This is a genomic window from Kitasatospora sp. SC0581 (assembly GCF_048159585.1).
Taxonomy (GTDB): domain Bacteria; phylum Actinomycetota; class Actinomycetes; order Streptomycetales; family Streptomycetaceae; genus Kitasatospora.
The window spans coordinates 180769-198554 of sequence record NZ_JBLRWA010000003.1; the positions used below are offsets into that span (position 1 = coordinate 180769).

Here is a 17786-nt window from a genome sequence, read left to right on the forward strand (position 1 = left end):
GCTTACTTACCACTCTTTCCGACCTTGCGGCGGATGACCTCGCCCGCGTACTTGACACCCTTGGCCTTGTACGGGTCCGGCTTGCGCAGCTTGCGGATCTTCGCGGCGACCTCGCCGACCTTCTGCTTGTCGATGCCGTCCACGTGGAACTTGGTGGCCGACTCGACGACGAAGGAGATGCCCTCGGGGGCCTCGACGAGGATCGGGTGGCTGTAGCCCAGCTGGAACTCCATGTTGGAGCCCTTCGCCAGAACTCGGTAGCCGACACCGCTGATCTCCAGCGACTTGCGGTAGCCCGCGGTCACGCCGGTGATCATGTTCGCCACCAGCGTGCGGGAAAGGCCGTGCAGGGCCTTCGACAGACGCTCGTCGTTGGGGCGGGTGACGAGCAGCGTGCCGTCCTCGCCCTTACCGATCTCGATCGGCGCGGCGACAACGTGGGTGAGGGTGCCCTTCGGGCCCTTCACCGAGACCGCCTGGCCATCGATGGTGACGTCCACGCCAGCGGGGACCTGGATGGGCAGCCGTCCAATGCGCGACATTGCTGTACCTCCGTTTCCCGAATTACCAGACGTAGGCGAGAACTTCTCCGCCTACGCCCTTCTTGGCGGCCTGCTTGTCGGTGAGGAGACCCGAAGACGTGGAGATGATCGCCACGCCCAGGCCGCCGAGCACCTTCGGCAGGTTGGTGGACTTTGCGTAAACGCGCAGACCCGGCTTGCTGATGCGCTTGATGCCGGCGATGGAGCGCTCACGGTTGGGGCCGAACTTGAGCTCGATGGTCAGCTTCTTGCCGACCTCGCCCTCGACGGGCTCCTCAACCTTGTAGGAGGAGATGTACCCCTCCTGCTGCAGGATCTCGGCGACGTGCGCCTTGATCTTGCTGGCCGGCATCGCCACGGAGTCGTGGTACGCCGAGTTCGCGTTACGCAGACGCGTGAGCATGTCTGCGATGGGGTCGGTCATGGTCATGATGGCCTCAGGCCTCTCTCGCCGCGGTTTCTCCGCGCCAGGTCCCCCTGCCGCACTCTTGCGAGTTCGTCAGGGGCACAAGCGCAGGGGACCTGCGACGTCGTAAGACTGGGTGCGAGCCCTCCAGAAGGGCCACGGGCGTCCATGGGGAAGCCGTGGCAGGGGGCCCGACCCCACTACCTTACGGGAATCCGTACGGTAGGCCCAAAACGGGCCGGTGTGGGATCGGGCACCTCTGCTTCGCTGTGTGCCTAAAGTGCCTGGTCCCTCTGTTGGGAGAGGACTACCAGGAGCTCTTGGTCACGCCCGGCAGCTCGCCGCGGTGCGCCATCTCACGAAGGCAGACACGGCACAGGCCGAACTTGCGGTACACCGAGTGCGGACGGCCGCAGCGCTGGCACCGGGTGTAGGCCCGGACGCCGAACTTCGGCTTGCGCTCGGACTTCGCGATGAGGGACTTCTTCGCCATGTGTTACGCCTCCTTGAACGGGAAGCCCAGAGCGCGCAGGAGCGCCCGGCCCTCGTCGTCGGTCTGGGCGGTGGTCACGACGGTGATGTCCATACCGCGCTGACGGTCGACCTTGTCCTGGTCGATCTCGTGGAACATGACCTGCTCGGTCAGACCGAAGGTGTAGTTGCCACGGCCGTCGAACTGCTTCGGGGAGAGGCCACGGAAGTCACGGATACGCGGCAGGGCCAGCGACACCAGACGGTCCAGGAACTCCCACATGCGGTCACCACGGAGGGTGACGTGGGTGCCGATCGGCTGGCCCTCGCGCAGCTTGAACTGCGCGATGGACTTGCGAGCCTTGGTCACGGCCGGCTTCTGACCGGTGATCGCGGTCAGGTCGCGGATCGCGCCCTCGATCAGCTTGCTGTCACGGGCGGCCTCGCCGACACCCATGTTGACGACGACCTTGACCAGGCCGGGCGTCAGCATGACGTTCTCGTACGAGAACTGCTCCTGCAGCTGACCCTTGATCTCGGAGTTGTAACGCTCCTTGAGACGGGGGGTCACCTTCTCAACAGTCGTCTCAGACATCAGATGTCCTCACCGGTTCGCTTGGCAACGCGGATCTTGTTGCCCTCGTCATCGAAGCGGTAGCCAACGCGGGTGACGACCTTCTTGCCGTCCTTCTCCACGACCAGCTGGACGTTGGAGACGTGCACCGGCGCCTCGACGGTGACGATGCCACCCTGAGTGCCCGGGCCCGGCTTGGTGTGCTTCTTGACCCGGTTCACACCCTCGACCAGGACCTTGTTCTCGGCGGGCATGGCCTGGATGACCTTGCCCTGCTTGCCGCGGTCCTTGCCGGTGATGACCTGAACCAGGTCACCCTTCTTGATCTTCATGCTGTTCGCCATGAGTTAGAGCACCTCCGGCGCAAGCGAGATGATCTTCATGAACTTCTTGTCACGCAGCTCGCGGCCCACCGGGCCGAAGATGCGGGTACCACGGGGGTCACCATCGGTGTTCTTCAGAACGACCGCGGCGTTCTCGTCGAAGCGGATGTACGAGCCATCCGGACGACGGCGCGACTTCACGGTACGGACGACGACGCACTTGACGACGTCACCCTTCTTCACCGAACCGCCGGGGATCGCGTCCTTGACGGTCGCGACGATGACGTCCCCGATACCGGCGTAGCGGCGACCGGAACCACCGAGAACGCGGATGCAAAGGATTTCCTTCGCGCCCGTGTTGTCGGCGACACGCAGTCGCGACTCCTGCTGGATCACAGCTTTCTCCTGATCGTCAACGAGAGCTGACGGGCCGGCCGCTGCTCACACCAGCGCCCGCGAGGGACCTGGTGCACATACGGCCGTACCGCATCAACTTCGTTACTTGGCCTTCTCGAGGATCTCGACGACGCGCCAGCGCTTCGTCGCGGACAGCGGGCGGGTCTCCGCGAGGAGGACCCGGTCGCCGATGCCGCAGGCGTTCGCCTCGTCGTGCGCCTTCAGCTTGTTCGTACGGCGGATGACCTTGCCGTACAGAGCGTGCTTGACGCGGTCCTCGACGGCGACGACGACGGTCTTGTCCATCTTGTCGCTGACGACGAGACCCTCACGGGTCTTGCGGAAACCGCGCGTCTCGTTGGTGTTCTCAGTCATCAGGCGCTCTCCACCGTCTCGATGCCCAGCTCGCGCTCGCGCATCAGGGTGTAGATCCGCGCGATGTCCTTACGGACGAGCTTGAGCCGTCCGTGGTTGTCGAGCTGCCCGGTCGCCGCCTGGAAGCGGAGGTTGAACAGCTCCTCCTTGGCCTCACGGAGCTTGGCAACGAGACCCTCGTTGTCCAGCTCGCGGAGGTCAGCAGCCTTGGTGCCGGCCGACATCAGCTCTCACCTGCCTCGCGCCGGATGATCCGGCACTTCATCGGGAGCTTGTGAGCTGCGCGGGTCAGCGCCTCACGAGCCACCTTCTCGTTGGGGTACGACAGCTCGAACATGACCCGACCCGGGTGCACGTTCGCGATCCACCACTCGGGCGAACCCTTACCGGAACCCATGCGGGTCTCGGCCGGCTTCTTGGTGAGCGGACGGTCCGGGTAGATGTTGATCCAGACCTTGCCGCCACGCTTGATGTGACGGGTGACGGCGATACGAGCGGACTCGATCTGCCGGTTCGTCACGTAGGCCGGGGTGACGGCCTGGATGCCGTACTCGCCGAAGGCGAGCTCGGTGCCACCCTTGGCAGCGCCACGACGCTTCGGGTGGTGCTGCTTGCGGTGCTTGACCCGACGGGGGATCAGCATGGGAGTCAGGCCTCCGTTCCGGTGTTCTCGGCAGCCGGCGCCTCAGCGGCCGGGGCCGCGGGGGCCTCGGCAGCGGCGGGACGACGGCCACGGCCACCGCGCTCGCCACCACGGCGGTCGCCACCGCGGGCGGGACGACCACCCTCGGGACGGGCCGGGCGGTTGCCCGAGCGGGCAGCGGCGTTCTCAGCGCGGACCTCGGCGATGTTCTTGACGTCGCCCTTGTAGATCCAGACCTTCACGCCGATGCGGCCGAAGGTGGTCTTGGCCTCGAAGAAGCCGTAGTCGACGTTCGCACGCAGGGTGTGCAGCGGCACACGACCCTCGCGGTAGAACTCCGACCGGCTCATCTCGGCGCCGCCGAGACGACCGGAGCACTGGACCTTGATGCCCTTGGCGCCGGACTTCATGGTGCCCTGCATCGACTTGCGCATGGCACGGCGGAAGGAGACGCGGGAGGACAGCTGCTCCGCGACGCCCTGAGCCACGAGCTGGGCGTCCAGCTCGGGGTTCTTGACCTCGAGGATGTTCAGCTGGACCTGCTTGCCGGTCAGCTTCTCGAGGTCGCCGCGGATGCGGTCGGCCTCGGTGCCACGGCGACCGATGACGATGCCGGGGCGGGCGGTGTGGATGTCGACGCGGACGCGGTCGCGGGTGCGCTCGATCTCAACCTTCGAGATGCCGGCGCGCTCCATGCCCTTCGTCATCATGCGACGAATGGCAACGTCTTCCTTGACGTAGTCCTTGTACAGCTTGTCGGCGTACCAGCGGGACTTGAAGTCCGTGCTGATGCCGAGGCGGAACCCGTGCGGGTTAACCTTCTGGCCCATTACCGGGTCCCTTCCTTGCTGCTGACGACCACGGTGATGTGGCTGGTCCGCTTGCGGATCCGGTAGGCGCGGCCCTGGGCACGCGGGCGGAACCGCTTCAGGGTCGGACCCTCGTCAACGTACGCCTCGCTGATGACGAGGTCGTCCACGTTGGAGTGGTTGTAGTTGTGCGCGGCGTTGGCAATGGCGCTGTCGAGCACCTTGCCGACCGGCACGGTGGCGGCCTGCGGAGCGAAACGCAGGACGGCCTGGGCCTCCGTGGCCGGCAGGCCACGGATGAGGTCCACCACGCGGCGGGCCTTCATGGGCGTGACGCGGATGTACCGCGCCTGGGCCCTGGCTTCCATGGTTGTCCCCTTAATGGAGTAAGTCATTGAGTCGTTCTGGCGGTGAAGCTCAGGCGACTAGCGACGCTTCGACTTGCGGTCGTCCTTGACGTGGCCGCGGAAGGTGCGGGTCGGAGCGAACTCGCCCAGCTTGTGGCCGACCATCGACTCGGTGACGAACACCGGGACGTGCTTGCGACCATCGTGAACCGCGATCGTGTGGCCGAGCATGGCCGGGAAGATCACGGAGCGGCGGGACCAGGTCTTGATGACGTTCTGGGTACCCGCCTCGTTCTGCGCGTCCACCTTCTTGAGAAGGTGGCCGTCGATGAAGGGGCCCTTCTTGAGACTGCGCGGCATCTGACCTGCTCCTAGCGCTTCTTGTTGGTCTTGCGGCGGCGCACGATGAGAGCGTCCGACGCCTTCTTCGGGCGACGGGTACGACCCTCCTTCTGGCCCCACGGCGAGACCGGGTGGCGACCACCAGAGGTCTTACCCTCACCACCACCGTGCGGGTGGTCGATCGGGTTCATGGCGACACCACGCACGGTCGGGCGAACGCCCTTCCAGCGCATGCGGCCGGCCTTGCCCCAGTTGATGTTCGACTGCTCGGCGTTGCCGACCTCGCCGACGGTGGCGCGGCAGCGCGCGTCGACCAGGCGGATCTCGCCGGAGGGCATGCGCAGGTGCGCCATCTTGCCCTCACGCGCCAGCAGCTGGATGCCGGAGCCGGCCGAGCGGGCCAGCTTGGCACCGCCGCCGGGACGCAGCTCCACCGCGTGGATGGTGGTACCGACCGGGATGTTGCGCAGCGGCAGGTTGTTGCCCGGCTTGATGTCGGCGCCAGCGCCGTTCTCGATCCGGTCGCCCTGCGTGATGCCGCGCGGCGCGATGATGTAGCGCTTCTCGCCGTCCGCGTAGTGCAGGAGCGCGATGCGCGCGGTGCGGTTCGGGTCGTACTCGATGTGCGCGACCTTCGCCGGCACGCCGTCCTTGTCGTGACGACGGAAGTCGATCACGCGGTAGGCGCGCTTGTGACCGCCACCCTGGTGGCGAACGGTGATCCGACCGGCGTTGTTACGGCCGCCCTTGCTGTGCAGGGGGCGAACCAGCGACTTCTCCGGGGTGGACCGCGTGATCTCTACGAAGTCGGCCACGCTGGAGCCACGACGGCCCGGCGTAGTCGGCTTGTACTTGCGGATGCCCATTTGGCTCTCTCGTCCTCGTCCTTATCGACGATCACGATCTCCGTTAGGAGACCGGACCACCGAAGATGTCGATGCGGTTGCCCTCGGCCAGCGTCACGATGGCGCGCTTGGTGTCCTTGCGCTTGCCAAAGCCCGTCTTGGAGCGCTTGCGCTTGCCCTGACGGTTGATCGTGTTGACAGCCTCGACCTTGACCGAGAAGACCGCCTCGACGGCCTGCTTGATCTGGGTCTTGTTGGCGCCCGGCGACACGATGAACGTGTACTTGTTCTCGTCGAGAAGGCTGTAGCTCTTCTCGGAGATGACCGGCTTCACCAGGACGTCACGGGGGTCCGTGAACGTCTTGCTCGTAACGTCGCTCATCAGGCGGCGCTCCCTTCGAGCTCGCCCTCAGCGGCAACGGCCTTGGCGGACGCGGCCGGACCGGCCACGAAACGCTCGAAGGCGGCCTGGGTGAAGACCACATCGTCGGAGACGAGCACGTCGTAGGTGTTCAGCTGACCGGCGTCCAGGATGTGCACGTGCGGCAGGTTGCGAGCGGACTTCAGGCCCAGCTCGTCCTCGCGCTCGACGACCAGGAGGACGTTCTTGCGCTCGGTGATCTTGCCGAACAGGCTCTTGGCGGCCTTGGTCGACGGCACCTCGGCCGCGACCACGTCGGTGACGACGTGGATGCGGTTGTGGCGGGCCCGGTCGGTGAGCGCACCGCGCAGAGCGGCGGCGATCATCTTCTTCGGGGTCCGCTGCGAGTAGTCGCGCGGCACGGGACCGTGCACGACGCCACCGCCGGCGAACTGCGGCGCACGGGTCGAGCCCTGACGGGCGCGGCCGGTGCCCTTCTGGCGGTACGGCTTCTTGCCGCCACCGCGGACCTCGCCACGAGTCTTGGTCTTGTGGGTGCCCTGACGGGCCGCAGCGAGCTGCGCCACGACGACCTGGTGCATCAGCGGAACGCTGACCTTCGCGTCGAAGATCTCGGCCGGAAGCTCGAGGCTGCCGGTCTTGTCGCCCGAGGGCGACAGGATGTCAATGGTGCTCATATCCTCACAGCCCCTTCGCCGCGGTGCGGACGAGGACGAGGCCGCCGTTCGGGCCCGGGATTGCGCCCTTGATCAGGAGCAGCCCCTTCTCCGCGTCAACGGCATGGATGGTCAGGTTCTGGGTGGTCACACGCTCGTGGCCCATCCGGCCGGCCATCCGTACGCCCTTGAACACGCGACCCGGGGTGGCGCAGCCACCGATCGAGCCGGGCGAGCGGTGCTTGCGCTGCACACCGTGACCGGCGCCGAGGCCCCGGAAGTTGTGGCGCTTCATGACACCGGCGAAGCCCTTGCCCTTGGAGGTGCCGGTCACGTCGACCTTGACACCCGCCTCGAACAGCTCGGCGGTGATCTCCTGGCCCAGGGTGTACTCGGAGGCGTCCGAGGTACGGAGCTCGACCAGGTGGCGGCGCGGGGTGACACCGGCCTTGGCGAAGTGGCCCGCGAGGGGCTTGTTCACCTTGCGGGGGTCGATCTCGCCGAAGCCGATCTGGACGGCGTCGTAGCCGGCCGGGCTGTCGGCGGTGTGGACCTGGGTCACGACATTGGGCCCAGCCTTGACGACGGTCACCGGGACGACCCGGTTGTTCTCGTCCCAGACCTGGGTCATGCCGAGCTTCTCGCCCAGGATGCCCTTAATCTGCTTAGCCATCTTCGGTGCGCCTCTCAGAGCTTGATCTCGATGTCGACGCCAGCCGGCAGGTCGAGACGCATGAGCGAGTCAACCGTCTTCGGCGTGGGGTCGAGGATGTCGATCAGACGCTTGTGAGTACGCATCTCGAAGTGCTCGCGCGAGTCCTTGTACTTGTGCGGCGAGCGGATGACGCAGTACACGTTCTTCTCAGTGGGCAGCGGCACCGGGCCCGCGACCTGCGCACCAGTACGAATCACCGTCTCGACGATCTTCTTCGCCGAGGAGTCGATGACCTCGTGGTCGTAGGCCTTGAGCCGGATGCGGATCTTCTGTCCCGCCATGGCTACTCAGTAGTCCTTTGTCCTTAGTCACTTCGCGACTCCCCCTCCGACCCCCGCGCTCGGGCGTGTCGCACTCGCGCTTGCAAAAAACCGGCGAAGTAATTCGTCGGTTTAAAACTTTCGGGGTGAGGGGTGCCGGGTCGAGGCCCCGCACACGCTTCCCGGAAGATTCCCGTACTTTCGCCCCGCAGCTGCCGTGGCGTAGAACTCACGCTTGACGGCCATCACGGGAACGACGAGTACATGGGACTCGCTTCCGGTCCTCCCGGCGGGAGGCGCGCAGCATCGGCACTCAACCGAGCAACTTGGACATACTGCCACATGGAGCAGCCCGGATGCCAATCGGGGCCGGTGAGGCGCTCCTCACCGGCCCCGATGGGGTGACGTCCCCGCTCAGTCCTTGCGCCAGAGCACCCAGCCCCGGTCCTTGTTGAACTTCGCGACGTGCCAGCCGGGCCGCGCGTCCGGCCAGCTGGTCTGCGGCAGGTCGCCCTTGCTCCAGCCGGCCAGGTACGCGGTGGCCGCCTCCGGCGGGGCGGAGCCGTCCTTCAGGTCGTCCGACCAGACCCGGCCCCAGTAGACCTCGTAGGCCATCGACATCCGGGTGTCCCAGTCGAGGTCCATGTCCAGGACGACGTTGTCGCCCTTGCGCAGGCCCGCCTCCTTGGCCACGCCCACCGCCTGGTACTTGCGGGCCTTGGCGTGCGGCTCGGAGACGTTGTCGGTGACGGCGACCGTCGCGTAGGCGGCGAACAGCGTCACGCACCCCACCACCGCGGCCACCACCCGGCGCCCGCCGGCCACCCGCAGCAGCAGGCAGGCGCCCAGCACCGCCAGCGCGCCGAAGCTCGTCCGGACCATGTGCAGGTCGTCCCAGGTCGAGGCCAGGAACATCGCGTCCGGCACCGTCCACGGACTGACCCAGAGCTTGAGCGCGGCGCCCGCGTACGCGCCGACCGACAGCTGGATGATCCCGATCGCCGCCACGCCGGCCAGCGCCGTCCACAGCAGCGCGCGGACCCCGGCCCGCCACAGCGCGGCCAGGCCGACCACCATGAACATCGGCACCAGCACCGCGCAGTACCGGGCGTACACCCAGTTGTCGGTCCGGTCGTTGTCCGCCAGCCCGGCCGCCGAGGCCAGCGCGGTGCCGAACAGCAGGGCCACCATGGTGAAGGCCACCACCCGCTCGGCCACCGTGTACCGGCGCCGGAAGACGACCACCACGCACAGCACCAGGGCGACCGCCCCGAAGCCGTACGTGGAGGTCATGAAGTACCAGAGCTGCCCGAAGGTGCGGGCGATGATCGTGCCGATGTACTTGCTGTCCCCGAGGTTCTCGAAGACCTTGTTGCCGACGGTGCTCGGCGGCACGTCCTTGAACTGGTTCTCGACGAAGCGCGCCAGCAGCTTCGCGCCCAGGTACGACAGCCCGAGCCCGCCGACGCCGGCCAGCGAGGCGAGCCGCGGCGCCCAGCCGAGCGCCAGCACCACCACCAGGACCAGCGCGGTCAGCGCCACGACCACGCCGCCGCGGTCGTGGGTGGCCATCGAGAAGCCGGCCGCCAGGCCCGTCCCGGCCGCGTACAGCGCGCGGCGGCGCGTCGTGCCGGGCGAGAGCCAGCCGTGCATCGCGAGCAGCCAGGCCAGCAGGACCACCGGCAGCACGGTGTCCGACATCACGAACTGGGAGTAGAAGACCACCGGCGGCACCAGCGCCACGGCGGCGCCCACCAGGTACGCGTGCGGCCGGGACAGGCCCACCCGGCGCGCCGCCGCCACGGCGAGCGGGAACACCAGCGCGTTGAGCAGCGCGTTGATGCCCATGATCAGGTGGTACGCGGCGGCCGGGGTGTCGGCGATCCGCAGCGCCGGCGAGATCAGCAGCGGGTACCCGCCGGGGATCACCACGCCGACCGGCATCTCGGTGGTCGGCCGTCCGGCCAGCACCCGCGCGATCACCAGGTAGGAGTCCTCGTCGGCGTGCACCGACGGGAAGTAGTTGTGGATCGACAGCACCAGGCGGAACGCCACCTGGCCGCCGTACCCGAGCAGCAGGACCACCGGCCAGAACCAGCGGTGGGCGGCCAGCGCCCGCAGCCGGGGCGGCACGGCCAGGGCCCGGGTGGCGGGCGCGCTCCCGCCGCCTTCCTCACCCCGGCCCGGCCCGTCGGACGTGTGGGCAGAGTCGATCAGCGGCTGCACCGAGACACTTCCCTACTTGTATGAGTTGACGATCTCGTCATGGCCGGCTCCGGACGGCGCGCCACGGTTCCCACCACTCGTCGAAGCGCATCGGCAGTGTGCCACGCGGTGATCGGCCGGAGCCAACGCGCTCCTCCCCCGTTGACGACAACGGCCCGTACGGGAACGGTGGTTCGGCCCGTGCGGATCCCCCGACCGAGGTGCTGGCAGAATCGCGGTGTCCGGCCACCGAAACCACACACCGCCCCCGCATCCGAACCGCTGCGGGAGAGCAGAAGGACCGAACAGTGACGACGAGCGTCCAGCCCGCCCCCGCCGAGGGCAGGCATCAGGGCATACCGCCCAGTCAGAGGAGACGGGCCGCCGCTCTTCGCCTCCCCGCCGTCCTCTGGACCGCGGAGATCCTGACCGCGGCCACGGCGGCGCTGCTGATGACCGGGCTGGCCTGGTCCGTCCGGCTGAACCCCATGTCGAGGGTCGGCCAGGTCAGCGGCCTCGCCGCGCTCCAGCTCCGGCTCCTGCTGCTGATCGGCGTCGTCGTCCTGGTCCTGGTGCCGGCGATGCGCCGCTGGGCGGACCTCCCGGTGCGGTTCGCCGCCGCCGCGGTCGCCGGCCTGTCCTCCGGCGTCCTGGCCGCCGGCATCTCGCTCGCGCTGCGCGACACCAACTGGCCGCTGTACGCCCAGCAGGGCGACTCCGGCAGCCTCCAGGCCTGGGTCGGCGCCCTGATGGACGGCAAGTCCCTCGACGGCGCCTACCCGCCGCTGTTCCCGCACATCGTCGCCTTCGTCGCCGAGCACGTCACCCACGGGCAGGTCGGCTACGCGCTCAAGCTCGTCGACCTGCTGTTCGTCGCGATGCTCGGCCCGCTCGCCTACCTGTCCTGGCGCCTGCTGCTGCCCCCGCTCTGGGCGCTCGGGATCGGCGTCACCGCCGCCCTGCCGATGGCGCAGCCGTACAAGCCGTACACCACCTTCGTGCTCGTCGCCTTCCTCCCCGTGCTGGCGAAGCTGATGCAGCTCCTCCAGCGCGCCCCGGAGCTCCCGCGCCGCACCGCGGCCGTGCGCGGCGCCGTGCTCGGCCTCGGGATCGGGCTGCTGTTCCTCCTCTACTCCGGCTGGTTCGTGTGGTCCGCGGCCGGAGTGGTGGTGCTCACCGTGGTGCTGCTGCTGCGCGCCCGCCGGACCGGCGGCACCCGCGGCCTGCTCAACGGCCTGTGCGCGATCGGCGCCGCCGGCGGGGTCTTCCTGCTCGTCTCCGGCGTCTACCTGGTCCGGCTGCTCGGCTCCGCGGGCAGCACCATCGACCGGTACTGCTACTTCGACACCTACACCGAGCCGACCTACTTCGCGATGTGGCGCGACGACCTCCCCGGCACCGACGGCCAGAGCACCTGGCCGGTCCCCGGTGAGATCGGCGGGGTCGGCCTCTTCACGATCCTGCTGCTGGTCGGCCTGGGTGTGGCGCTGGCCCTCGGGATCGGCCGGACCACCGTCCTGACCGCCGCCGCCTGCACCGCGAGCGCCCTGCTGATGCGCTACTGGTACGCCTCCCACATGGAGCGCGACCAGGCCGTCATGCTCTACCCGCGCACCAGCGCCCAGCTGCTCTACTGCCTGCTGGTCCTCGTCGGCCTGGCGTGCTACCTGGTCGTCCGCCGCCGCCAGGGCCCCGCCGCGGCCCCCGCCGCCGAGTCGGCCGAGGACACCGGCCGCCGGCTGCCGCTGCGCCTCAACCCGCGCGGTGTGGCCGTCGGCGCCATCTGCGCGCTGGGCCTGCTCTTCGGCATGGCCGGCTCCGCCACCGCCAGCAAGTACATGCCGGACCCGCACTGGGGCCCCGGCGCGCTGGCCTGGATCGCGCAGAGCACCGCCGACACCAAGGGGCACTGCTCGCGCTACGCGCCCAATGGCCAGTGCAAGCAGCCGCGGGACATCAGCGACCTGCTCGTGCCGCTGCCCGACCCCGGGAAGCTGATGTGCCCGAAGGTCAACCCGTACCCGCCCCGGCAGCCCGACCCGCTGGGCCCCTCCGGCTTCGGCGAGTAGCCCCCGGCGGGCCGCCCGCGAACGCCACTGGGCCGGTAGTCCGAACTCGGACTACCGGCCCAGTGCCGTACCAGTGGGTGCGAGCGGTCAGTGCCGGTCGCCGCCGGTCAGCGCGTGGCGGACCAGCACCTTGGCGCCGGCCCGCTCGCCGCGCTTCAGGGCGCCCGGCAGCATGGTCAGCGCGTGCAGGCGGGAGGCGCTGCGGAACCGGGCCGCACGGGCGGCCTTCGGCCAGCCGCGGGCGTCCATCCGCTCCGCCACCGCGTTGAAGTACCGCTCCGCCTCGGTGAACCGGGTGCCGGAGAAGGCCTGCACCGAGGACTCGCTGACGGCGTGCCGCCGGTACTGGAAGACGACGGTGGTGTTGTCCACCAGCATCTGCTCGCCGCGCTCCAGCAGGTCGACGACCAGGGCCAGGTCCTGGATCACCGAGTACTCGTCGCGGAAGTTGACCGCGCGCAGCGCCTCGCCCCGCCAGCAGATCGACGGGAAGTAGAGCCAGTTGCCGCGCAGCACGCTCGCGGCCAGCTCCTCGCCGCCCATCAGCCGCCGGCCCTTGACGGTCGGCGCGTAGATCTTCTCCTTGACGTTGTCCGCCAGGCCGGAGCGGCTGACCTCGCCGTTGCCGTCGATGACCTCGACGCCCGGCTGCACCATGCCCAGGTCCGGGTTGTCCTTGACGATCGCCCGGACGGTCTCCAGGTAGTGCGGGTGCAGCAGGTCGTCGCAGCCCATGATGACCACGTGGTCGGCCGTGGACAGCTCCACGCACTTCTGGAAGTTCTTGGTGATGCCGAGGTTGTGCTCGTTGCGCAGGTAGCTCACCCGGTCGTCGCCGAGCGAGGCGAACCAGCCCGGGACGTCCGGCTCCTTGCCGTCGTCTATGACGGTCAGCCGGAAGTCCCGGTCGGTCTGCGCGAGGATGCTCCGCACCGCGGCCTGCATCAGTGCCACGTCGCCGTAGTACGGCAGCATGAACTCGAAGGTCGCCACGGGATCAGGCCTTGCTGCGGTCGACCGGCGCCGAGACCGGCAGGTCCAGGTCGAAGCGCTCCTCGTTCAGACGGGCGCCCTCGTTGATCGCCACGGTCCGCGCCAGGTCGGTGAGCTTCTTCTCCAGCGAGCGGAAGCGCAGGAAGGTGTTCAGGGTCAGGAAGCCCATCCCCAGCACCATCCCGTACAGCACCAGGTCGGTGCCGCGGCCGACGCCGAGCTGGTGGGCCAGCCAGGTCACGTCGGTGGGACGCAGCACCGCGTAGATGTTCACGACCACGAAGACCGAGAACGCGATGCGCTTCCAGGCGCGGGTGTTGGCACGGTCCCAACGCCGGATGAACATGAAGGCGAGAGTGACCGAGCCGAGAATGAGAACCAGCTGGATCCAGAAGAATTTCATCGGCGGCTACGCTCCCGCAGCGAGATGTCGAAGATGATGTTGACGCCGTTGATCAGGGACTGACCCTTGGCGCGTGAGTAGTCGGTGTACAGGATGTCCACCGGGAGTTCGGCGACCCGGAGGTCCGAGCCGGCGAGGAAGCTGACGATCTCCGACGCGTGCGCCATGCCGTTCATGGTGATCCGCAGCCGGCCGGCGGCCTCGCGGTTCAGCACGCGCAGACCGTTGTGGGCGTCGGTCAGCTTGAGCTTGCGAGCGGTCGGGCTGACGGTCGCCGCGGTGCGCAGGACGACCCGCTTGATCCACGGCACCTGCCCGTTCTGCTCGATGAAGCGCGAGCCGAGGACGACGTCCGTGTCGCCCTCCCGCAGCAGGGCGACCATCTTCTCGACGTCGGCGGTCTGGTGCTGGCCGTCCGCGTCGAAGGTGGCGAAGTACTTGGCGCCCGGCTGGGCCAGGGCGTAGGCGAGGCCGGTCTGGAGGGCGGCACCCTGGCCGAGGTTGACCGGGTGGCGCACCAGGTGCGCGCCCGTCTCCATGATGTGCTTGGCCGAGTCGTCGCCGCTGCCGTCATCGACGACCACGATGTTCGGGAACGTCTTTCGCGCCCCCTCCACAACGTCGGCGATCACCTGGCCCTCGTTGTAGGCCGGGATCACCAGCCAAACATCGTCGTACTGGGACACGGAGGCTCCATGAATGGGGTCTGGCCCGCGCTGCTGCGCGGCGATCTGAAGATGAGGGGCGGACACGGTCAGTCACCGGCCGTCCGGCTGCTCAACACCGCGGCGTTCGGGTCCCCCGACTGCTGGACGAGGCCGGCGGAGTTCGTCGCCGAACGGGCGAAACTCTGCCTCAGGACCGCCAGCATACCGAGGACGGTGGCCACGGAACCCGCCGTGTACGCAACGACCACGCGGGTGGACACGTCGCCCGGCATGAAGGTGATCGCGGCGAGGACCGCCGTGCCGACCGCCCAGCAGAGCAGCTGAAGGTTGTGCCGCTTGAATACCATCAGCGCCTGGCCGAGCACCATCGCGAACATGTACGCCACGGTTCCGGCGGACATCCAGAAGAAGTCGAGGCAGCCGAGCACCGGCTTGGCGCCGAACAGCACCTGGATCAGCCAGGGGCCGAGGGCGACCGCCGGGATGCCGCCGAGCACGCCGAGTCCGCCGACCACGGCGCCGATCTTCTTGAGCATCCCGGTGAAGGCGGCCCGGTCCCCGACCGCGATCGCGGCGGAGAGGCCGTTCAGCAGCGAGGCCTGGAGCGAGCCGAAGACGAACAGCGGCACCCGGGCCAGCACCAGCGCGTTGAGCAGGGCGGCGATCAGCGCGGAGTCGGAGGGCGCGAGCAGCTTGGTGCTCACCACGGCCGCGTTCACCACGACCTGGGAGAGCAGCGTCGAGCAGATCAGCAGGCCGAGCCCGGAGCAGAGTTCGGACCAGCCGACCTGCTCGCCGGGCTTCACCGCGCGCAGCAGCGGCGGCAGCGTGACGATCGTGGCGATGATCGGCGCGACGGCCAGGATCAGGCTGAACGCGAGCGCCGAGTGCACACCGGCCACGGCGAAGGCGAAGGCCAGGCCGATCCGCAGGCCGCCGTCCAGGCCGAGCTGGGTGCCGTACGCGCCGAAGCGGCCGAGGCCGGCCAGCACGCCGCGGGTGAGGTAGCAGACGGCCATGCCGGTGAAGGCCCCGCCGAGCGCCAGCACCAGCGAGCGGTCGCCGTGGAACATCGACCGGGCGATCGGGCCGGAGGCGGCGCCGAGGGCGACCAGGGTCGCCGCGAGGATCCCGCCGGTGAGCAGGGTCGCCCGGCGCAGCACCGGCGCGGCGCCGTGGCCGAGCGCCGCGCGCGCCGAGACGATCCGGGTGAGCTCCTGCTCGATCGGGAAGAAGACGCCGATGCCGACCGACATCACGATCGTCCACAGCAGCGAGACGTTCGCCATGTCGTCGACCGACAGGCTGTGGCCCGCCACTCCGAGGTGGATGTAGGAGGCGGCACCCAGTACGACGGTGCCGCCGGCCACCGCCAGGGTTCCCGGCGGTAGCGCGGCAGCCACCTTCGTCAGTGCGTTCTTCACTGAGGTCTGTCGCTCTCCGTGGTCCGGGCCGTGGCGGCCAGTTCGGCGAAGACGGGCGTGGCCAGGGCCTCGGCCAGCATGGTCCGCCACTCGGGCAGCGGCGCCAGCCCGGCGGCGGCCCAGCGGTCGTGGGCCAGCACGCTGAAGGCGGGGCGGGCGGCCGGGCGGACGAAGGCCTCCGACGTGGTCGGGCGGATCCGCTCCGGGTCCAGCCCGCTCAGCGCGTAGGTCTCGCGGGCCAGTCCGCACCAGGTGGTCCGGCCGCTCGCGGTGCCGTGGTAGACCCCGGCCGGGGCCTGCCCGGCGAGCGCGGCCCGGCCGAGCTCGACCAGGCGGCCGGCCAGCGCGTACGACCAGGTCGGCTGGCCGTGCTGGTCGTCCACCACGTCCAGGGTGTCGCGCTGGGCGGCGAGCTTGAGCATGGTGGCCACGAAGTTCGGGCCGTGCTCGCCGTACAGCCAGGCGGTGCGCACGACGTAGCCGTGCTCGGGGAGCAGTTCGGCGACCGCCCGCTCCCCCACCAGCTTGCCGCGGCCGTACGCGTTCACCGGCGCGGTCGGGGCGTCCTCCGGGCAGGGCTCGGTGGCGTCGCCCGGCAGGACGTAGTCGGTGGAGACGTGCAGCAGCCGCGCGCCGCTCTTGGCGCAGGCCTCGGCCAGGTGGCGCACACCGGTGCCGTTGACGGCGGTGGCGGCGTCCTCCTCGGCCTCCGCGGCGTCGACGTTCGTCCACGCGGCGCAGTTGACCACGATGTCGTGGCCCTCGACGGCGGCCTGGACGGCCGCCGGGTCGGTGATGTCGAGGTCCGCCCGGCGCAGCGCGGTGATCTCGGCGGTCCCGTCGGCGCCCAGCACCGAGAGCAGGTCCTGCCCGAGCATCCCGGCCGCGCCGGTGACCAGCCAGCGCACGGGCGCGGCGGCGTTCGCGGTCACTTGGCCAGGGCCGCCTTCTGCTTCAGCGGCTCCCACCAGGCGCGGTTCTCGCGGTACCACGCGATGGTCGCGGCGAGGCCGTCCTCGAAGCGGACCTGCGGCTCGTAGCCGAGCTCCTCACGGATCTTGCTGATGTCGATCGAGTAGCGGAGGTCGTGGCCCTTGCGGTCCTCGACGTGCTCGACCATGTCCCAACCCGCGCCGGCGGCCTCCAGCAGCAGGCCGGTCAGCTCCTTGTTGGTGGCCTCGGTGCCGCCGCCGATGTTGTAGACCTCACCCGCGCGGCCGCCGCGCATGACCAGCTCGATGCCCCGGCAGTGGTCGGAGACGTGCAGCCAGTCGCGGACGTTGCCACCGTCGCCGTACAGCGGCACCTTCTTGCCGTCGATCAGGTTGGTGGTGAACAGCGGGATGACCTTCTCCGGGAACTGGTAGTGCCCGTAGTTGTTGGAGCAGCGGGTCACCACGACGTCCATGCCGTGGGTGCGGTGGTACGCCAGCGCCAGCAGGTCGGAGGAGGCCTTGGAGGCCGAGTACGGGGAGTTCGGCTCCAGCGGCCAGGTCTCGGTCCAGGAGCCCTCGCTGATCGAGCCGTACACCTCGTCGGTGGAGATGTGCACGAAGCGGCCGACGCCGTGCTTGCGCGCGGCGTCGAGCAGGACCTGGGTGCCGACGACGTTGGTCAGCACGAACGGGCCCGCACCGGCGATCGAGCGGTCCACGTGGGACTCGGCGGCGAAGTGCACCACCACGTCGTGGCCCGGCATGACCTGGTCGACGGCGTCCGCGTCGCAGATGTCGCCCTGGACGAAGGTGTAGCCCTTGTGGTCGGCCACCGGGGCGAGGTTCTCCAGGACGCCCGAGTAGGTGAGCTTGTCAAAGACCGTGATCCGGGCGTTCTCGTCAGCCCCGAGGAGCTGACGGACGAACTCCGAACCGATGAACCCGGCGCCGCCGGTCACGAGGATGCGCATAATGCGCGTAGTCTACCGCCGCCCGAACGCCC

25 protein-coding genes are annotated in these 17786 nt (G+C 69.1%); 1 reads left to right on the top strand and 24 read right to left on the bottom strand.

Annotation, left to right across the window (positions count from 1 at the left end; all coding sequences use genetic code 11):
* Nucleotides 1–2: 2 nt before the first annotated feature.
* From rplF to ACLWS4_RS07120, 18 genes are all read right to left on the bottom strand, one after another.
* Entirely contained in the window at nucleotides 3–542 is a 540-nt protein-coding gene (gene rplF, locus ACLWS4_RS07035; RefSeq protein ID WP_049649043.1) for a 50S ribosomal protein L6, read from the bottom strand.
* Between the two features lie 22 nt (nucleotides 543–564).
* Nucleotides 565–972: a 30S ribosomal protein S8 gene (gene rpsH, locus ACLWS4_RS07040; RefSeq protein WP_030055831.1), complete on the bottom strand. Its 408-nt coding sequence runs from the start codon at nucleotides 970–972 to the stop codon at nucleotides 565–567.
* Nucleotides 973–1255: 283 nt separating this feature from the next.
* Entirely contained in the window at nucleotides 1256–1441 is a 186-nt protein-coding gene (locus ACLWS4_RS07045; RefSeq protein ID WP_030055830.1) for a type Z 30S ribosomal protein S14, read from the bottom strand.
* Nucleotides 1442–1444: 3 nt separating this feature from the next.
* A complete protein-coding gene (gene rplE / locus ACLWS4_RS07050) occupies nucleotides 1445–2014 on the bottom strand; it encodes a 50S ribosomal protein L5 (protein ID WP_030393302.1) in 570 nt (189 codons plus the stop codon).
* Nucleotides 2014–2325 carry a 50S ribosomal protein L24 gene (rplX, locus tag ACLWS4_RS07055; protein WP_030055828.1) on the bottom strand — a complete coding sequence of 104 codons (312 nt, stop codon included), beginning with the start codon at nucleotides 2323–2325 and terminating at the stop codon, nucleotides 2014–2016. Before rplX ends, rplE begins: the two co-directional genes overlap by 1 nt.
* 15 nt (nucleotides 2326–2340) lie before the next feature.
* Nucleotides 2341–2712, bottom strand: coding sequence for a 50S ribosomal protein L14 (rplN, locus tag ACLWS4_RS07060; protein ID WP_030393301.1), 372 nt, complete (start codon nucleotides 2710–2712; stop codon nucleotides 2341–2343).
* Between the two features lie 102 nt (nucleotides 2713–2814).
* Nucleotides 2815–3087 (bottom strand): 30S ribosomal protein S17, encoded by a 273-nt coding sequence (gene rpsQ, locus ACLWS4_RS07065; RefSeq protein ID WP_030055826.1) that lies wholly within the window; start codon nucleotides 3085–3087, stop codon nucleotides 2815–2817.
* Entirely contained in the window at nucleotides 3087–3311 is a 225-nt protein-coding gene (gene rpmC, locus ACLWS4_RS07070) for a 50S ribosomal protein L29 (RefSeq protein WP_049649042.1), read from the bottom strand. The genes rpsQ and rpmC overlap by 1 nt, the downstream gene beginning before the upstream one ends.
* Nucleotides 3311–3730, bottom strand: a complete 420-nt coding sequence (gene rplP / locus ACLWS4_RS07075; RefSeq protein WP_030055824.1) for a 50S ribosomal protein L16 — start codon at nucleotides 3728–3730, stop codon at nucleotides 3311–3313. Before rplP ends, rpmC begins: the two co-directional genes overlap by 1 nt.
* Before the next feature lie 5 nt (nucleotides 3731–3735).
* The gene (gene rpsC / locus ACLWS4_RS07080; RefSeq protein ID WP_049649041.1) at nucleotides 3736–4560 is read right to left on the bottom strand and encodes a 30S ribosomal protein S3; all 825 of its coding nucleotides are present in this window, start codon (nucleotides 4558–4560) and stop codon (nucleotides 3736–3738) included.
* Entirely contained in the window at nucleotides 4560–4907 is a 348-nt protein-coding gene (gene rplV / locus ACLWS4_RS07085; protein ID WP_030055822.1) for a 50S ribosomal protein L22, read from the bottom strand. The genes rpsC and rplV overlap by 1 nt, the downstream gene beginning before the upstream one ends.
* Before the next feature lie 57 nt (nucleotides 4908–4964).
* Complete coding sequence (rpsS, locus tag ACLWS4_RS07090) at nucleotides 4965–5246, bottom strand: 30S ribosomal protein S19 (protein ID WP_030055821.1); 282 nt, start codon at nucleotides 5244–5246, stop codon at nucleotides 4965–4967.
* An 11-nt stretch (nucleotides 5247–5257) separates the two neighbouring features.
* Nucleotides 5258–6094, bottom strand: coding sequence for a 50S ribosomal protein L2 (rplB, locus tag ACLWS4_RS07095; protein WP_030393297.1), 837 nt, complete (start codon nucleotides 6092–6094; stop codon nucleotides 5258–5260).
* A gap of 43 nt (nucleotides 6095–6137) precedes the next feature.
* The gene (gene rplW / locus ACLWS4_RS07100; RefSeq protein ID WP_030280768.1) at nucleotides 6138–6455 is read right to left on the bottom strand and encodes a 50S ribosomal protein L23; all 318 of its coding nucleotides are present in this window, start codon (nucleotides 6453–6455) and stop codon (nucleotides 6138–6140) included.
* Complete coding sequence (rplD, locus tag ACLWS4_RS07105; protein WP_049649040.1) at nucleotides 6455–7132, bottom strand: 50S ribosomal protein L4; 678 nt, start codon at nucleotides 7130–7132, stop codon at nucleotides 6455–6457. Before rplD ends, rplW begins: the two co-directional genes overlap by 1 nt.
* Nucleotides 7133–7136: 4 nt before the next feature.
* On the bottom strand, nucleotides 7137–7784 hold the full coding sequence (gene rplC / locus ACLWS4_RS07110) for a 50S ribosomal protein L3 (protein WP_030055817.1): 648 nt from the start codon (nucleotides 7782–7784) through the stop codon (nucleotides 7137–7139).
* Between the two features lie 14 nt (nucleotides 7785–7798).
* Nucleotides 7799–8107: a 30S ribosomal protein S10 gene (gene rpsJ / locus ACLWS4_RS07115; RefSeq protein ID WP_012785157.1), complete on the bottom strand. Its 309-nt coding sequence runs from the start codon at nucleotides 8105–8107 to the stop codon at nucleotides 7799–7801.
* Nucleotides 8108–8500: 393 nt separating this feature from the next.
* Nucleotides 8501–10312 (bottom strand): hypothetical protein, encoded by a 1812-nt coding sequence (locus ACLWS4_RS07120; RefSeq protein ID WP_416873596.1) that lies wholly within the window; start codon nucleotides 10310–10312, stop codon nucleotides 8501–8503.
* Nucleotides 10313–10599: 287 nt separating this feature from the next.
* Between ACLWS4_RS07120 and ACLWS4_RS07125 the strand changes: the two genes are divergently transcribed.
* Nucleotides 10600–12360, top strand: coding sequence for a hypothetical protein (locus ACLWS4_RS07125; protein WP_159028300.1), 1761 nt, complete (start codon nucleotides 10600–10602; stop codon nucleotides 12358–12360).
* A gap of 87 nt (nucleotides 12361–12447) precedes the next feature.
* Here the strand turns inward: ACLWS4_RS07125 and ACLWS4_RS07130 are convergent, their stop codons facing one another.
* The 6 genes from ACLWS4_RS07130 to rfbB form a co-directional block, all read right to left on the bottom strand.
* Entirely contained in the window at nucleotides 12448–13353 is a 906-nt protein-coding gene (locus ACLWS4_RS07130) for a glycosyltransferase family 2 protein (protein WP_220450048.1), read from the bottom strand.
* A 4-nt stretch (nucleotides 13354–13357) separates the two neighbouring features.
* Nucleotides 13358–13756, bottom strand: coding sequence for a DUF2304 domain-containing protein (locus tag ACLWS4_RS07135; protein ID WP_049649037.1), 399 nt, complete (start codon nucleotides 13754–13756; stop codon nucleotides 13358–13360).
* Nucleotides 13753–14442: a glycosyltransferase family 2 protein gene (locus ACLWS4_RS07140; protein WP_049649036.1), complete on the bottom strand. Its 690-nt coding sequence runs from the start codon at nucleotides 14440–14442 to the stop codon at nucleotides 13753–13755. The genes ACLWS4_RS07135 and ACLWS4_RS07140 overlap by 4 nt, the downstream gene beginning before the upstream one ends.
* A 68-nt stretch (nucleotides 14443–14510) precedes the next feature.
* A complete protein-coding gene (locus ACLWS4_RS07145; RefSeq protein WP_181970608.1) occupies nucleotides 14511–15848 on the bottom strand; it encodes a lipopolysaccharide biosynthesis protein in 1338 nt (445 codons plus the stop codon).
* Entirely contained in the window at nucleotides 15845–16780 is a 936-nt protein-coding gene (gene rfbD / locus ACLWS4_RS07150) for a dTDP-4-dehydrorhamnose reductase (protein WP_074003961.1), read from the bottom strand. The genes ACLWS4_RS07145 and rfbD overlap by 4 nt, the downstream gene beginning before the upstream one ends.
* Nucleotides 16777–17754: a dTDP-glucose 4,6-dehydratase gene (rfbB, locus tag ACLWS4_RS07155; protein ID WP_117488227.1), complete on the bottom strand. Its 978-nt coding sequence runs from the start codon at nucleotides 17752–17754 to the stop codon at nucleotides 16777–16779. The genes rfbD and rfbB overlap by 4 nt, the downstream gene beginning before the upstream one ends.
* Between the last annotated feature and the right edge of the window lie 32 nt (nucleotides 17755–17786).

Excerpts from the sequence above, each read along its gene's own strand:
- rplF (WP_049649043.1), bottom strand. The coding sequence starts at position 542 with ATGTCGCGCATTGGACGGCTGCCCATCCAGGTCCCCGCTGGCGTGGAC.
- rpsH (WP_030055831.1), bottom strand. The coding sequence starts at position 972 with ATGACCATGACCGACCCCATCGCAGACATGCTCACGCGTCTGCGTAAC.
- ACLWS4_RS07045 (WP_030055830.1), bottom strand. The coding sequence starts at position 1,441 with ATGGCGAAGAAGTCCCTCATCGCGAAGTCCGAGCGCAAGCCGAAGTTC.
- rplE (WP_030393302.1), bottom strand. The coding sequence starts at position 2,014 with ATGTCTGAGACGACTGTTGAGAAGGTGACCCCCCGTCTCAAGGAGCGT.
- rplX (WP_030055828.1), bottom strand. The coding sequence starts at position 2,325 with ATGAAGATCAAGAAGGGTGACCTGGTTCAGGTCATCACCGGCAAGGAC.
- rpsQ (WP_030055826.1), bottom strand. The coding sequence starts at position 3,087 with ATGACTGAGAACACCAACGAGACGCGCGGTTTCCGCAAGACCCGTGAG.
- rpmC (WP_049649042.1), bottom strand. The coding sequence starts at position 3,311 with ATGTCGGCCGGCACCAAGGCTGCTGACCTCCGCGAGCTGGACAACGAG.
- rplP (WP_030055824.1), bottom strand. The coding sequence starts at position 3,730 with ATGCTGATCCCCCGTCGGGTCAAGCACCGCAAGCAGCACCACCCGAAG.
- rpsC (WP_049649041.1), bottom strand. The coding sequence starts at position 4,560 with ATGGGCCAGAAGGTTAACCCGCACGGGTTCCGCCTCGGCATCAGCACG.
- rplV (WP_030055822.1), bottom strand. The coding sequence starts at position 4,907 with ATGGAAGCCAGGGCCCAGGCGCGGTACATCCGCGTCACGCCCATGAAG.
- rpsS (WP_030055821.1), bottom strand. The coding sequence starts at position 5,246 with ATGCCGCGCAGTCTCAAGAAGGGCCCCTTCATCGACGGCCACCTTCTC.
- rplB (WP_030393297.1), bottom strand. The coding sequence starts at position 6,094 with ATGGGCATCCGCAAGTACAAGCCGACTACGCCGGGCCGTCGTGGCTCC.
- rplW (WP_030280768.1), bottom strand. The coding sequence starts at position 6,455 with ATGAGCGACGTTACGAGCAAGACGTTCACGGACCCCCGTGACGTCCTG.
- rplD (WP_049649040.1), bottom strand. The coding sequence starts at position 7,132 with ATGAGCACCATTGACATCCTGTCGCCCTCGGGCGACAAGACCGGCAGC.
- rplC (WP_030055817.1), bottom strand. The coding sequence starts at position 7,784 with ATGGCTAAGCAGATTAAGGGCATCCTGGGCGAGAAGCTCGGCATGACC.
- rpsJ (WP_012785157.1), bottom strand. The coding sequence starts at position 8,107 with ATGGCGGGACAGAAGATCCGCATCCGGCTCAAGGCCTACGACCACGAG.
- ACLWS4_RS07135 (WP_049649037.1), bottom strand. The coding sequence starts at position 13,756 with ATGAAATTCTTCTGGATCCAGCTGGTTCTCATTCTCGGCTCGGTCACT.
- rfbB (WP_117488227.1), bottom strand. The coding sequence starts at position 17,754 with ATGCGCATCCTCGTGACCGGCGGCGCCGGGTTCATCGGTTCGGAGTTC.